This window comes from Methylobacterium sp. UNC300MFChir4.1, from assembly GCF_900110155.1.
In the GTDB taxonomy this organism is placed as follows: domain Bacteria; phylum Pseudomonadota; class Alphaproteobacteria; order Rhizobiales; family Beijerinckiaceae; genus Methylobacterium.
Map to the genome: position 1 here is coordinate 1 of NZ_FOCS01000007.1, position 13,353 is coordinate 13,353.

At 72.3% G+C, this 13,353-nt stretch carries 15 protein-coding genes; 14 read left to right on the forward strand and 1 reads right to left on the reverse strand.

Annotated elements, in window-relative coordinates:
• The 8 genes from BMY19_RS11700 to BMY19_RS11735 all read left to right on the forward strand — a co-directional run.
• Positions 1 to 853, forward strand: an 853-nt coding sequence (locus tag BMY19_RS11700; RefSeq protein WP_280141622.1) for a transketolase C-terminal domain-containing protein, incomplete at its 5' end; no start/stop codon positions are given.
• 158 nt (positions 854 to 1,011) lie between these two features.
• Positions 1,012 to 1,761, forward strand: coding sequence for a pyridoxine 5'-phosphate synthase (locus BMY19_RS11705; RefSeq protein WP_100251936.1), 750 nt, complete (start codon positions 1,012 to 1,014; stop codon positions 1,759 to 1,761).
• Positions 1,758 to 2,168, forward strand: a complete 411-nt coding sequence (acpS, locus tag BMY19_RS11710) for a holo-ACP synthase (RefSeq protein ID WP_020092967.1) — start codon at positions 1,758 to 1,760, stop codon at positions 2,166 to 2,168. Before BMY19_RS11705 ends, acpS begins: the two co-directional genes overlap by 4 nt.
• Positions 2,169 to 2,356: 188 nt before the next feature.
• Complete coding sequence (lepB, locus tag BMY19_RS11715; RefSeq protein ID WP_020092968.1) at positions 2,357 to 3,142, forward strand: signal peptidase I; 786 nt, start codon at positions 2,357 to 2,359, stop codon at positions 3,140 to 3,142.
• An 11-nt stretch (positions 3,143 to 3,153) separates the two neighbouring features.
• Positions 3,154 to 3,918 carry a ribonuclease III gene (gene rnc / locus BMY19_RS11720; RefSeq protein WP_020092969.1) on the forward strand — a complete coding sequence of 255 codons (765 nt, stop codon included), beginning with the start codon at positions 3,154 to 3,156 and terminating at the stop codon, positions 3,916 to 3,918.
• Positions 3,915 to 4,913 carry a GTPase Era gene (era, locus tag BMY19_RS11725; RefSeq protein WP_100251819.1) on the forward strand — a complete coding sequence of 333 codons (999 nt, stop codon included), beginning with the start codon at positions 3,915 to 3,917 and terminating at the stop codon, positions 4,911 to 4,913. Before rnc ends, era begins: the two co-directional genes overlap by 4 nt.
• Before the next feature lie 148 nt (positions 4,914 to 5,061).
• Positions 5,062 to 5,967: a class I SAM-dependent methyltransferase gene (locus BMY19_RS11730; RefSeq protein ID WP_100251820.1), complete on the forward strand. Its 906-nt coding sequence runs from the start codon at positions 5,062 to 5,064 to the stop codon at positions 5,965 to 5,967.
• 13 nt (positions 5,968 to 5,980) lie between these two features.
• Positions 5,981 to 6,721, forward strand: coding sequence for a pseudouridine synthase (locus tag BMY19_RS11735; RefSeq protein WP_100251821.1), 741 nt, complete (start codon positions 5,981 to 5,983; stop codon positions 6,719 to 6,721).
• A 17-nt stretch (positions 6,722 to 6,738) separates the two neighbouring features.
• On the opposite strand, the gene BMY19_RS11740 is transcribed toward BMY19_RS11735, so the two are convergent.
• Positions 6,739 to 6,996, reverse strand: a complete 258-nt coding sequence (locus tag BMY19_RS11740) for a hypothetical protein (protein ID WP_056533031.1) — start codon at positions 6,994 to 6,996, stop codon at positions 6,739 to 6,741.
• 239 nt (positions 6,997 to 7,235) lie between these two features.
• Here BMY19_RS11740 and BMY19_RS11745 point away from each other — a divergent pair, with 239 nt between their 5' ends.
• From BMY19_RS11745 to dxr, 6 genes are all read left to right on the forward strand, one after another.
• The gene (locus BMY19_RS11745) at positions 7,236 to 8,303 is read left to right on the forward strand and encodes a 30S ribosomal protein S2 (RefSeq protein ID WP_020092974.1); all 1,068 of its coding nucleotides are present in this window, start codon (positions 7,236 to 7,238) and stop codon (positions 8,301 to 8,303) included.
• Between the two features lie 118 nt (positions 8,304 to 8,421).
• A complete protein-coding gene (tsf, locus tag BMY19_RS11750) occupies positions 8,422 to 9,348 on the forward strand; it encodes a translation elongation factor Ts (protein ID WP_042676079.1) in 927 nt (308 codons plus the stop codon).
• A 467-nt stretch (positions 9,349 to 9,815) separates the two neighbouring features.
• Positions 9,816 to 10,538, forward strand: coding sequence for a UMP kinase (gene pyrH, locus BMY19_RS11755; protein ID WP_026604897.1), 723 nt, complete (start codon positions 9,816 to 9,818; stop codon positions 10,536 to 10,538).
• A gap of 113 nt (positions 10,539 to 10,651) precedes the next feature.
• The gene (gene frr, locus BMY19_RS11760) at positions 10,652 to 11,215 is read left to right on the forward strand and encodes a ribosome recycling factor (RefSeq protein ID WP_020092978.1); all 564 of its coding nucleotides are present in this window, start codon (positions 10,652 to 10,654) and stop codon (positions 11,213 to 11,215) included.
• A gap of 19 nt (positions 11,216 to 11,234) precedes the next feature.
• A complete protein-coding gene (locus tag BMY19_RS11765; RefSeq protein ID WP_020092979.1) occupies positions 11,235 to 12,092 on the forward strand; it encodes a phosphatidate cytidylyltransferase in 858 nt (285 codons plus the stop codon).
• Between the two features lie 19 nt (positions 12,093 to 12,111).
• Complete coding sequence (gene dxr / locus BMY19_RS11770) at positions 12,112 to 13,290, forward strand: 1-deoxy-D-xylulose-5-phosphate reductoisomerase (RefSeq protein ID WP_100251822.1); 1,179 nt, start codon at positions 12,112 to 12,114, stop codon at positions 13,288 to 13,290.
• Positions 13,291 to 13,353: the final 63 nt, after the last annotated feature.

Below are 13,353 nucleotides of genomic sequence, written 5' to 3' on the forward strand. Positions count from 1 at the left end.
GGACAAGACCTTCGACGTCGGCATCGCCGAGCAGCACGCGGTGACGTTCGCGGGCGGTCTGGCGACCGAGGGCTACCGGCCGTTCGTGGCGATCTACTCGACGTTCCTGCAGCGGGCCTACGACCAGGTGGTGCACGACGTGGCGCTGCAGAACCTGCCCGTGCGGTTCTGCCTGGACCGGGCGGGGCTGGTCGGCGCCGACGGGGCGACGCACGCGGGCGCGTTCGACCTCGCCTACCTGTGCTGCCTGCCGAACATGACCGTGATGGCGGCCGCCGACGAGGCCGAGCTGGTGCACATGGTGGCGACCGCCCACGCGCACGACACGGGCCCGATCGCGCTGCGCTACCCGCGCGGCGAGGGTGTGGGCGTCGAGCTTCCGGAGCGGGGCGAGGCGCTGGCGATCGGCAAGGGCCGGGTGGTGCGGCGCGACGCGGAGGCGCGTGTGGCGCTGCTGTCGCTCGGCACGCGCCTGTCGGAGGCGCTGAAGGCGGCCGACACGCTGGCCGAGCAGGGCGTGGCGGTGACGGTGGCGGACGCGCGGTTCGCCAAGCCGCTGGACGAGGCGCTGATCCTGGATCTGGCGCGCGACCACGAGGTGCTGATCACGATCGAGGAGGGCTCGCGGGGCGGGTTCGGCGCGATGGTGCTGCACCTTCTGGCGGAGCGGGGCGCGCTGGACGCGGGCGGGGTGCGGGTGCGGACGATGACGCTGCCGGACGCCTACCAGGACCACGACAGCCCGGAGAAGATGTACGCCGAGGCGGGCCTGGACGCCACGACCATCGTCAAGACCGCCCTCGACACACTGCCCGAGCGGAAGGACAGCCGGTCGCGCCTGCGGCTCGCCTGACCGGGCGGGCGGGCCGCCGGAGCCCGCCCCCGAACCCCGACCGTCTTGCCGGCGCGCGCGATCCTCCGCATATCGCCGGCACGGGGTGAGGGCGCGCGGCGCCTTCCGACCCCCCGGTGAGCCTGTCGCACCGCGCCGACACGGGGACGAACGAGCGGATGACCTCCGAGAAACTGCGCCTGGGCGTCAACATCGATCACGTCGCGACCGTCCGCAACGCCCGCGGCGGCGACTATCCGGACCCGGTGCGGGCGGCCCTGCTCGCCGTCGAGGCGGGCGCCGACGGCATCACCGCGCATCTCCGCGAGGACCGGCGCCACATCCGCGACACCGACATCGCGGCGCTCAAGCGCGGCCTGTCCGTGCCGCTCAACTTCGAGATGGCCGCCACCGACGAGATGGTGGCGATCGCGCTCGACACCCGCCCGCACGCCGCCTGCCTCGTCCCGGAGAAGCGCGAGGAGCGCACCACCGAGGGCGGCCTCGACATCGTCGGCGGCCGCGCGAACCTCGCGCCGCGCATCCGCGCCCTCGCGGAGGCCGGCATCCGCGTCTCGCTGTTCGTCGAGCCCGAGCCCGCCGTCATGGACGCCGCCCGCGCCCTCGGGGCGCCCGTCGTCGAGCTGCACACCGGCAGCTACTGCGAGGCGGCGCTGGAGGACGACGACGCCCGGACCGCGCGCGAGCTCGCCCGCATCCGGCGCGCGGCGGAGCACGGGGCCGGCCTCGGCCTCGAGATCCACGCCGGCCACGGGCTGACCCTCGGCAGCGTCGGCCCGGTGGCGGCCCTGCCGCAGATCCGGGAGCTGAATATCGGCCATTCCCTGATCGCCGACGCGATCTTCGTGGGGCTCGACCGGGCGGTCCGCGACATGCGGGCCGCCATGGACCGGGCGCGGCGCCCATGATCGTCGGGATCGGCTCGGATCTCTGCGACATCCGCCGGATCGCCCGGACGCTGGAGCGGCACGGCGAGCGCTTCACCCACCGCGTCTTCACCGACGGGGAGCGGGCCCGCTGCGACCGGCGGGCCGCCCGCGCCGAGGGCTACGCGCGCCGCTTCGCCGCCAAGGAGGCCTGCGCCAAGGCGCTCGGCACCGGCCTCAGCGCCGGCGTGTTCTGGCGCGACATGGAGGTGGTGAACCTGCCCTCCGGGCAGCCGACCCTGCGGCTCGCGGGCGGCGCGGCCGAGCGGCTCGCGGAACTCCTGCCGGCGGGGCACGCGGCGCGGCTCCACGTGAGCCTCACGGACGATCCGCCGATGGCGCAAGCCTTCGTGATCATCGAGGCCTTGCCGGTCCCTGTCGCCGGTTGAGGCCGCCGTCGCGGATTAGCCTGCGGCGGTCGCGCGTTGCGGGGGGCTCGCGCATGGTCTAGACCGCCGGACACGGCGGACACGATTGCGGCGCATTCCTCGGGACAACCGCACATCAGGCCGCGCGCGGCGGGGCCGCGCCCCGCGGATCGCGGGCGTCGCACCTCAATCGAAGACGGAACGCGCGCGTGGATTACGACGGCAAGCCGCTCAGGAAACCTGCCGACACCGGCACCTGGGCCAGCATCCGCGAGACGCTGAAGGTCGGCATCCAGGCGCTGCTGATCGCCCTCGTGGTGCGGACCCTGCTGTTCCAGCCGTTCAACATCCCGTCCGGCTCGCTGGTGCCGACCCTGCTGATCGGCGACTACCTGTTCGTGTCAAAATATTCTTACGGCTATTCCAAGTACTCGCTGCCGCTTTCGGAGTACATCCCGATCCAGGCCGACGGCCGGATCTGGGGCGCGGACCCGAAGCGCGGCGATATCGCGGTGTTCAAGCTGCCCAAGGACAATTCGACCGACTACATCAAGCGCGTGATCGGCCTGCCGGGCGACAAGATCCAGATGATCGACGGCGTGCTCAACATCAACGGCAAGGCGGTCAAGCGCGAGCGGATCGCCGACTACGAGACCACCGATCCCTACGGCCAGCCGACCAAGGTGCCCCAGTACCTGGAGACCCTGCCCAACGGCGTGGTCCACCGGGTGATCGAGCGCGACGGCGACAACGGCTTCTGGGACAAGACCGAGCTGTACACGGTCCCGCCCGGTCACTTTTTCATGATGGGCGACAACCGCGACAACTCCACCGATTCGCGCGATCTCGCCAATGTCGGCTACGTGCCGTTCGCCAACCTGGTCGGGCGCGCCGAGATGATCTTCTTCTCGATCGACGAGGGTACGCCGGCCTGGCAGGTCTGGAACTGGCCGGCCCACGTGCGCTGGTCGCGCCTGTTCACGACGATCCATTGACCGGCCCGGACTTGGACGACGCCGCGCAGCCCCGGGCCAACGCCCGATCCCGGCGGGCCCACAAGCCGCGCCCGCCCCTGACCGCGCTCGAGGAGCGGATCGGGCACAGCTTCGGCGATCAGGACCTGCTCACCCGCGCGCTGACCCACACCAGCAAGGCGAGCGGCCGGGGCGGCAGCTACCAGCGCCTGGAATTCCTCGGCGACCGCGTGCTCGGGCTCGCGGTCGCCGACCGTCTCTACGGCGCCTTCCCGGAGGCCGACGAGGGCGACCTCTCCCGGCGCCTGGCCGCCCTGGTCCGGCGCGAGACCTGCGCGGCCGTGGCCGCCTCGTGGGAGGTCGGCCCGCACCTGATCCTCGGCCAGGGCGAGGTCATGGGCGGCGGCCGGCGCAACCAGACGATCCTGGCCGACGTCTGCGAGGCGATCCTGGGTGCGATCTACCTCGATGCCGGGTTCGACGCCGCCCGGGCGGTGGTCGAGGCGCATTTCCATCCCGGCGAGCCGACCGCGGCGGCGCGGGGCCGCGACGCCAAATCCGCCCTGCAGGAATGGGCCATGGGCCGCAGCCTGCCGATCCCCACCTATGAGGTGGTGGAGCGCACCGGTCCCGACCACGCGCCCCGGTTCCGCATCGCCGTGCAGGTCGAGGGCCTGGAGCCCGGTCTCGGCGACGGCACGTCGAAGCGGATCGCCGAGCAGGCCGCCGCGCGGGCGCTGATGGAGCGGGAGGGAATCGGGGCCTCCGCGGACGCGGAACCGACGGAGACAGCATGAGCGCGCACGAGCAGGACGATCACGACGCGCAGGACGGGCCCGGCATCGCGCCGGCCCGGGACCCCGCGCGCGACCCGTCCACCCTTCCCGGCACGCCCGCCGACGCCCGGGCCGGCTTCGTCGCGCTGATCGGCGTGCCGAATGCCGGCAAGTCGACCCTGCTCAACAACCTCGTCGGCACCAAGGTCTCGATCGTCTCCCGCAAGGTGCAGACGACCCGGGCCCTGGTGCGGGGCATCCTCATCGAGGGCTCGGCCCAGGTCGTGCTGGTCGACACCCCCGGCATCTTCGCGCCCAAGCGCCGCCTCGACCGCGCGATGGTCCACTCGGCCTGGAGCGGCGCGGCCGACGCCGACGCCGTCTGCCTGCTGGTCGACGCGCGCAAGGGTGTCGACGCGGAAGTCGAGGCGGTGCTCGGCCGGCTCGGCGAGGTGAGGCGCGAGAAGCTGCTGATCCTCAACAAGATCGACCTGATCCCGCGCGAGCGGCTGCTCGATCTCGCCGCCAAGCTCAACGCCGCCGCGCCCTTCGCCGAGACCTTCATGATCTCGGCGCTCAACGGCGACGGCGTCGCCGACCTGCGCCGGGCACTGGCCGCCCGCATGCCGGCGGGCCCGTGGCTGTATCCGGAGGATCAGGTCTCGGACGCGCCCCTGCGCATGCTCGCCGCCGAGATCACCCGGGAGAAGATCTACGACCGGCTGCACGAGGAGCTGCCCTACCGCTCCACGGTGGAGACCGACCAGTGGCAGATCCGGCCCGACGGCTCGGTGCGGATCGAGCAGACGATCTTCGTCGAGCGGGAGAGCCAGCGCTCGATCGTGCTCGGCAAGGGCGGCCAGACCATCCGGTCGATCGGGCAGGCGGCCCGCGTCGAGATCGCCGAGGCGGCCGACGCCAAGGTCCACCTGTTCCTGCACGTGAAGGTGCGGGAGAACTGGGCCGACGACCCGGCCCGCTACCGCGAGATGGGCCTGGAATTTCCGCGGGGCTGACGCGCCGGGCCGCGCGGGAGGCTGGGCTTCGCGGCCGGTTCCGGTATAAACGCGGTGTTCCCCCGGATGAATCGAGTCGGGCGCGGGTTTACCCCGCTCCGCCGCGGATTCGCGTTCCGGTTTCGGCACTCCAAATCCCGAATCGTCTATGCGCCACGCCGTCTACGGCCTGCCGCCGGTGGACCTCGCCGAGGTCCCGGGCGACGCCGTCCAGCTCTCCCCGTTGATCCCCGGCGCCGCGCGGCTCGAGGATCTGTCCGAGAACAGCCTCGACTCGGCCACCGTGCTGGCGCCGCCCGGAACGGTCGAGCGGCGCTACGTGCTGGCCCAGGTGCTGCGCGCCCTCGGGCCGGGCGGCCGCATGGTCGCCCTGGCGCCCAAGGATCGCGGCGGCACACGCCTCGCCAAGGAGCTGACGACCTTCGGCTGCGCGGCCGCGGACCAGCCGCGCCGGCACCATCGGATCTGCACGGCGGAGCGGCCGACGGCGCCGGCCGGCCTCGCCGAGGCGATCGACGAGGGCGGCCCGCGCCACGTCGACAACCTCGCCCTGTGCACGCAGCCCGGCATCTTCTCGTGGGACCGGCTCGATCCGGGCACGGCGCTGCTGCTCGCGAACCTTCCGCCCCTCAAGGGCCGCGGCGCCGATTTCGGCTGCGGGCTCGGGGTCCTCTCGCGGGCCGTCCTGGGCTCCGAGGCCGTGACCGCCCTGACCCTGCTGGAGATCGACCGGCGCGCCGTCGAGATGGCCCGCCGCAACGTCGCCGACCCGCGGGCGACGATTCTCTGGGCGGATATTCGGGCGTCCGGCGCCGTGCCGGATCACCTCGATTTCGTCGTCACGAACCCGCCGTTCCACGAGGGCGGGAGCGAGGATCAGGCGCTCGGCCGGGCGTTCATCGCGCGGGCCGCCGAGGCCCTGCGCCCCGGGGGGGCGCTGTGGCTCGTGGCCAACGCGCACCTGCCCTACGAGGCGAGCCTGCTCGAGGCGTTCCGGCACGTCGCGGTGGCCGTCCAGGCGAACGGCTACCGGGTCTACGAGGCCCGCCGGTGAGCGCGCCGCTTCCATGAGCGCGGCGAGATCCGTCCGCCTGGACAAGCTCCTCGCCAATCTCGGCTACGGCTCGCGCCGCGAGATCCAGGCGCTCGCCCGCGCCGGCGCGATCCGCCTCGACGGCGCGGAGCTCGCGGAGGCCGGCGACCGGATCGCCCTCGCGCCGGACCTGCCGGAGCGCCTCACGATCGACGGCGAGGCCCTGGACCCGCTCCCCGGCCTGTGCCTGATGCTGCACAAGCCGCTGGGCGTCACCTGCTCGCACAAGGAGGCGGGCCCGCTGGTCTACGGGCTACTCCCCGAGCGCTGGCGCCGCCGCGACCCGCCGCTCTCCACGGTCGGGCGCCTCGACAAGGAGACCTCGGGCCTGCTGCTGCTGACCGACGACGGGGCGCTCCTGCACCGGATCATCAGCCCGAAGGCTCAGGTGGCGAAGCGCTACCGCGTGACCCTCGACCGGCCGCTGACCGGCCGCGAGGCGGAGGTGTTCGCCGCGGGGACGCTCGTGCTGGAGGGCGAGGAGCGCCCGCTCCTGCCGGTGCGGCTCGACGTCGAGGATGCCACGCGCTGCGCGGTGACGCTGACGGAGGGCCGCTACCACCAGGTCCGCCGGATGTTCGCCGCCGTCGGCAACCACGTCGCGGCGCTGCACCGGGACCGGGTCGGCGGTCTCGCTCTGCCGGCGGACCTGCCGGCGGGGGCGTACCGGGTGATGACGGCCGACGACGTGGCGGCGGTGTTCGCGGCCGGGTGATCCGGGCTGCGCGCCTGTCAGTGCGGCGCCCGGGCGAGGGCGACGACCGCGCCGATCACAGCGAGTGTCTGGAAGCCGATCAGGCCCGCCACCCAGCGCACGATTTCGGACCGCGTATCCGCCAGCTCGGCGCGCAGATCCGCCTTCGTGACGAGATCGCCCTGCAACGCTTCCGCCATGGCATCGGCCAAGCCCTCCGCCTGTTCCGGGGAGAGCTTGGCCTTCTCCCGGAGGGTCCGGGCGAATTTCAGGGTGTCGAAGGCGACCGCCGCCATGGTTCGAACTCTCGCGAGGCGAGCCCGCGTGTTGCAAGCGGTCTGAACAAAGGCTGTGATTGAGGGCTGGCCCGCGCCGCCCCGCCGCTTCTTGCCTTCGGACCCGCCCTCTGCTAAGCGCCCGCCCATCCCACACGCGGAGCCGGCCTCATGCCTGAATGAGGCGTTTCCGGTGGTCGTCCGAACTCTCGGCCGACCGCATCCCTCCGCGGCGGATATAACCGGAGAGCACAAGAGCCATGGCCGTCGATTTCTCTATGCGTCAGCTCCTCGAGGCGGGCGCCCATTTCGGTCACCAGTCCCACCGCTGGAACCCGAAGATGCAGCCGTACATCTTCGGCACCCGCAACAACATCCACATCATCGACCTCGCCCAGACCGTGCCGGCGCTGCACCAGGCGCTGCAGGCGGTGAGCGACACCGTCGCCAAGGGCGGCCGCGTGCTGTTCGTCGGCACCAAGCGCCAGGCGGCCGACACGATCGCCGAGGCGGCCAAGCGCTCGGCCCAGTACTACGTCAACTCCCGCTGGCTGGGCGGCATGCTCACCAACTGGAAGACCATCTCGGGCTCGATCTCGCGCCTGCGCAAGGTCACCGAGACGCTGGAGACCGGCGGCCCGGGCCTGACCAAGAAGGAGCGCCTGATGCTCTCCCGTGAGAAGGAGAAGCTCGAGAAGGCGCTCGGCGGCATCAAGGACATGGGCGGCGTGCCGGACCTGCTGTTCGTGATCGACACCAACAAGGAGCAGCTGGCGATCAAGGAGGCGAACCGCCTCGGCATCCCGGTGGCCGCCATCGTCGACACCAACTGCAACCCGGACGGCATCAGCTACATCGTCCCGGCCAACGACGACGCCGGCCGCGCGATCGCGCTGTACTGTGACCTGATCGCCAAGGCCGCCATCGACGGCATCTCGCGGGCCCAGGGCTCGTCGGGCATGGATATCGGCGCCTCCGAGGAGCCGATGGCCGAGGAGCTGCCGGCGAACGACGACGCGGCCGTCACGGTCGAGTCCGACGCCCTCGACCCGGCCGACGTGGCGATGCTCGCCGAGTCGACCGAGCACTTCGAGCTGCTCGCCGCCCCGCGCGGCGCGCCGGACGACCTGACCAAGCTCAACGGCGCCGGCCCGCAGATCGTGCAGAAGCTCAACGACGCCGGCATCTACCACTACTGGCAGCTCGCCGCGATGACCCCCGAGGACGTCGCCAAGGTCGATGCCGACCTGAAGCTCAACGGCCGCATCGACCGCGACTCGTGGGTCTCGCAGGCCCGCGGCTTCGTCGAGGCCGCCGCCGCGGCCTGATCCATCGGGGCTTCGCGGCGGCACCGTCATCGGGCCGTCGCGGATCCAGGCATACCGGGCCCGGCCGCTCACCCGCGCGCCGGGCCTCTCGCATCCAGACCACACGAAAGGGACCGCCATGGCCAACATCACCGCCGCGATGGTGAAGGAGCTCCGGGAGAAGACCGGCGCCGGCATGATGGACTGCAAGGGCGCGCTCAACGAGACGCAGGGCGACATCGAGGCCGCCGTCGACTGGCTGCGCAAGAAGGGTCTCGCCAAGGCCGCCAAGAAGGCCGGCCGCGTCGCCGCCGAGGGCCTCGTCGCCGTCGAGTCCGCCGGCCGCCACGCCGCCGTGGTCGAGGTGAACTCCGAGACCGACTTCGTCGCCCGCAACGACGCCTTCCAGGCCTTCGCCCGCGAGGCCGCCAAGATCGCGCTCAACACCGACGGCACGCTCGAGGGCCTCCAGGCCGCCCATTTCCCGGGCGCCACCGAGACCGTCTCGGAGAAGCTGCAGGCCCTGATCGCCACCATCGGCGAGAACATGAACCTGCGCCGGGTCACCAAGCTCGAGGTCAAGAAGGGCGTCATCGCCTCCTACGTGCACAACCAGATCTCCGAGGGCCTCGGCAAGATCGGCGTGCTCGTGGCGCTCGAGTCCGAGGGCGACGTCGACGCGCTCTCGGCACTGGGTCGCCAGATCGCCATGCACATCGCGGCGACCAACCCGGTGGCGCTGGACGCCTCGGGCGTCGACGCCGCCACGGTGGAGCGCGAGTCGAACATCCTGCGCGAGAAGAACGCCGGCAAGCCGGACCACGTGATGGCCAAGATCGTCGAGAGCGGCCTGAAGAGCTACTACAAGGAGGTCACCCTCTTGGAGCAGCCCTTCGTGCACGACGGTTCCAAGACCGTGAGCCAGGTCCTCAAGGAGGCCGGCTCCAAGGTCGGCGGCCCCGTGACCCTGACGGGCTTCGTCCGCTACGCGCTGGGCGACGGCATCGAGAAGGAAGAGGGTCCGGACTTCGCCACCGAGGTCGCCCAGCAGGCCGGCCGCGCCTGAGACAGACCGCGAGCGCCCGGTTTGCCGGGCCTCCATCGTGAGATCAGCCCCGTCCGGCACGCGCCGGGCGGGGCTTCGCGTTTCCGGAGCCGCCCGATCGACCCGCGCCGGGTCGTGTTGCGCCGCACACCCCGCCGTGCGGCGCCGCGCTAGGGTCCGGTCATGCCTCTGAAGCCCTTCTCCTACCTCATGATCGGCGTGTTCGCCTCCGGCCTCGCCATGACCGTCTTCGGCGCCGTCGGCGTCCTCGCCGGCAGCTGAGAACGGGCGCCGGCGCTCCGGACCCGGACCGCGGCGGCGGCGCGGACGTCCTCCCCGGGCGCACGTCTCTCGCACGTCGCTCGCGCGCCGGTAGCATTTCGGCCCACGATCCCCGCCGGATCCGGGCCGGGCCCCTCGACGGCGCTCGGGCGGTTGACGTAGAAGCCTCCCCGCTCACGCGATGCGGGATGGAGCCGGGGGCCCAGATGCCGGAGACGACGCCGTTTCGCCGTATCCTCGTGAAGCTGTCGGGGGAGGCGCTCGCCGCTCCCGACGGCTACTGGTTGCATCCGCCGACGCTGGCGGCGCTCGCCGAGGACATCGCCCGCACGATCGAGTCGGGCGCGGAGATCGCCATCGTGGTGGGCGGCGGCAACATGATCCGCGGGGCGCGGATCTCCGCGGCCGGCTGGATCGACCGGGCGACCGGGGATTCGCTCGGCATGATGGCCACGGTGATGAACTCGCTGGCCATCGAGACGGCGCTCAACGCCGCGGGCGTCCAGGCGCGGACCATGTCGGCGGTGTCGATGCCGACCATCTGCGAGACCTATGCCCGCCAGCCGGCCCTGCACCACCTGGACAAGGGCCAGGTCGTCGTCCTCGCCGGCGGCACCGGCAACCCGTTCTTCACCACCGACACCGCCGCGGTGCTGCGGGCCGCCGAGCTGCGCTGCGACGCGGTCCTCAAGGCGACGCAGGTGGACGGCGTCTACTCGGCGGATCCGAAGAAGGATCCGAGCGCCACGCGCTACGACCGCATCACCCACGACGAGGCGATCGCCCGCGACCTGAAGGTGATGGACACCGCCGCCTTCGCGCTGGCCCGGGAGAGCCGCCTGTCGATCGTGGTCGGCTCGCTCCACCCGCCGAGCTCGATCGCCGCGATCCTGTCGGGCGACGCGCCCTCGACCCTCGTGGCGCCCTGACGCGCGGCACGACCGGGCCGCGACCGTTTGCGGCCCTGAAAAAATTCGTCCATTGAGGCCGCGACTGCCCGCGCCGGGCTCAAGACCACGTCAGACGTCTCGGGACGACCCTCATGGCCACACCGGAATTCGATCTCAACGACATCAAGCGCCGCATGCAGGGCGCTGTGTCCTCGCTCTCGAAGGATCTCGGCTCGCTGCGCACCGGGCGCGCCACGCCGTCGCTCCTCGACCCGATCCAGGTCGACGCCTACGGCTCGATGATGCCGATGGCCCAGGTCGCCACCGTCAGCGTGCCGGAGCCGCGGCTCCTGTCGATCTCGGTCTGGGACCGCAGCATGGTCACGGCCGTCGAGAAGGCGATCCGCGAATCCGACCTCGGCCTCAACCCGCAGACCGAGGGGCAGACCATCCGGCTCCGTATCCCCGAGATGAACGAGCAGCGCCGCAAGGAGATGGTCAAGGTCGCCCACAAGTACACCGAGGAGGCCCGCGTCGCCGTGCGCCACGTGCGCCGGGACGGCCTCGACCATCTCAAGAAGCTCCTGAAGGACAGCGCCATCTCGGAGGATGACGAGAAGCGTCAGGCCACCGACGTGCAGAAGGCGACCGACCAGTACATCGCCGAGATCGACGGCGTGCTGGCGTCCAAGGAGAAGGAGATCATGCAGGTCTGAGGCGAAGGGCAGGACGCGCGTGACTTCCGCCGCCGCACCGGCCGCGCGTCCCTCGGGACGGCGCGAGCTGTGGCTGCGCGTTGCCTCGGGCCTCGTGCTCGGCGCCGGCGTGCTGGCCGCTCTGGTCTATGGCGGCTGGCCCTTCGCGGGGATCTGGCTCGCCGCCGGCATCGTCGGCTTCGCCGAGTGGATGGTGATGAGCCGCACCGAGCCCCGCGAGGTGCTGATCGCGCTGGGCGCGGCGACGCTCGGCGCCCTGCTGCTCTGCCAGCGCGGCGGCGCCCCGACGCCGGCCTGCCTCGCGGTCCTGCTGCTCGGCGCCGCGGCCTGCGCCACGGTGGCGCGGACCGGACGGGGCCGGCTCCGCGCCTTCCTCGGCGTGCTCGGCGCGGCGGCGATCGCGGCGGTGCCGGTGGCCCTGCGCGACGACCCCGCCATCGGCCTCGTCGGGCCGGCCTGGATGTTCGCGGTGGTCTGGTCCACCGACATCGCGGCCTACTTCGCCGGCCGGAAGATCGGCGGCCCCAAGTTGATGCCCCGGGTCTCGCCCAACAAGACGTGGTCGGGCGCCCTCGGCGGCCTCGTCGGCGCGGTCGCCGCCGGGACGCTGGTCCCGGTGGTCGCCGACCTCGCCGGGATGACCCTGCCCAGCGCCGCCTCTCTCCCGGTCGTGGCGGGCGTGAGCGCGCTCGCCTCGGTGCTGAGTCAGGCCGGCGACCTGATCGAATCCGGCCTGAAGCGCCATTACGGCGTCAAGGATTCGGGCAAGATCATCCCCGGCCATGGCGGCGTCATGGACCGGCTCGACGGATTCTTCGCGGTCGCCGTGCTGGCGGCCGTCTATCTCGCCCTGCGCGGCGGCGGTCTGATCACGTGACGATGAGGGAGTTGAACCCGTGACCCAGGTCGTCACCGTCTTCGGCGCCACCGGCTCGATCGGCCGCTCCACCGCCGACCTCCTGGCGCAGCACGCCGACCGGTTCCGCGTCGGCGCCCTGGTCGGCGGCAAGGATCCCGTCGCCCTGGCCAAGGTCGCCCGCGAGCTCAACGCCTCCTTCGCGGCGCTCGCCGACGAGGCCGCCGGCCCGGCGCTGGCCGAGGCCCTGTCGGGCTCCGGCATCCCGAGCGGGGCGGGGGAGGCGGCCGTCATGGAGGCCGCCGCCCGCGACGCCGACATCGTCGTCGCCGCCGTGAGCGGGGCGGCCGGGCTGAAATCGACCCACGCCGCCCTCCGGCTCGGCCGCAAGGTCGCGCTCGCCAACAAGGAGAGCCTGGTCTGCGCCGGCGACGCCTTCATGCACGACGCCGCCCGCTACGGCGCCACGATCCTGCCGATGGATTCCGAGCACGACGCGCTGAGCCAGGCGCTGGCCGGCCGGCCGCTCGCCGACGTCCGCACCATGATGATCACGGCCTCGGGCGGCCCGTTCCGGACCTGGACCCGCGAGCGGATCGCCGCCGCCTCCGCGGCCGAGGCCGCCGCCCATCCGACCTGGTCGATGGGCATGAAGATCAACATCGATTCGGCGAGCCTGATGAACAAGGGGCTCGAGCTGATCGAGGCGCACCACCTGTTCGGCATCGAGCCCGAGCGCCTCGACGTGGTCGTGCACCCGCAATCGGTGATCCACGGCCTGGTCTACTGGCTCGACGGGGCGGTGACCGCCGAGCTGGCGCTGCCCGACATGCGCGTGCCGATCTCGCACTGCCTCGGCCTCGGCGACCGGCTGACGATCGAGCGGGGCCGGCCCCTCGACCTCGTGAAGCTCGGCTCGCTGACCTTCGAGGCCGCGGACGAGGCGCGTTTCCCGTGCCTGCGGATCGCCCGCGCGGCCCTGGCCGCCGGCGGCGCGGCGCCCACCGTGATGAACGCCGCCAACGAGATCGCGGTGGCGGCGTTCATCGCCGGCCGGATCGGCTTCTACGGGATCAGCGATCTGGTCGAGCGCGCCTGCACCCACTTCGCCGGCCAGTACCGGGCCGCGCCCGCCGACGTCGACGAGGCGCTCGCCATCGACGCCCACGTGCGGATCTGGAGCGCCGAGGCCCTGCCGGAGCTGCGCGCCGCCGGCTGAGCCGTCATTGCGAGCGCAGCGAAGCAACCCAGGGCGGCGCAACATTCTGCGAGCGTGGCGTCG

What these genes read in the sequence shown, in the direction of transcription:
- BMY19_RS11705 (WP_100251936.1), top strand. Translation starts at nt 1,012, where the DNA reads ATGACCTCCGAGAAACTGCGCCTGGGCGTCAACATCGATCACGTCGCG.
- acpS (WP_020092967.1), top strand. Translation starts at nt 1,758, where the DNA reads ATGATCGTCGGGATCGGCTCGGATCTCTGCGACATCCGCCGGATCGCC.
- era (WP_100251819.1), top strand. Translation starts at nt 3,915, where the DNA reads ATGAGCGCGCACGAGCAGGACGATCACGACGCGCAGGACGGGCCCGGC.
- BMY19_RS11730 (WP_100251820.1), top strand. Translation starts at nt 5,062, where the DNA reads ATGCGCCACGCCGTCTACGGCCTGCCGCCGGTGGACCTCGCCGAGGTC.
- BMY19_RS11735 (WP_100251821.1), top strand. Translation starts at nt 5,981, where the DNA reads ATGAGCGCGGCGAGATCCGTCCGCCTGGACAAGCTCCTCGCCAATCTC.
- BMY19_RS11740 (WP_056533031.1), bottom strand. Translation starts at nt 6,996, where the DNA reads ATGGCGGCGGTCGCCTTCGACACCCTGAAATTCGCCCGGACCCTCCGG.
- BMY19_RS11745 (WP_020092974.1), top strand. Translation starts at nt 7,236, where the DNA reads ATGGCCGTCGATTTCTCTATGCGTCAGCTCCTCGAGGCGGGCGCCCAT.
- tsf (WP_042676079.1), top strand. Translation starts at nt 8,422, where the DNA reads ATGGCCAACATCACCGCCGCGATGGTGAAGGAGCTCCGGGAGAAGACC.
- pyrH (WP_026604897.1), top strand. Translation starts at nt 9,816, where the DNA reads ATGCCGGAGACGACGCCGTTTCGCCGTATCCTCGTGAAGCTGTCGGGG.
- frr (WP_020092978.1), top strand. Translation starts at nt 10,652, where the DNA reads ATGGCCACACCGGAATTCGATCTCAACGACATCAAGCGCCGCATGCAG.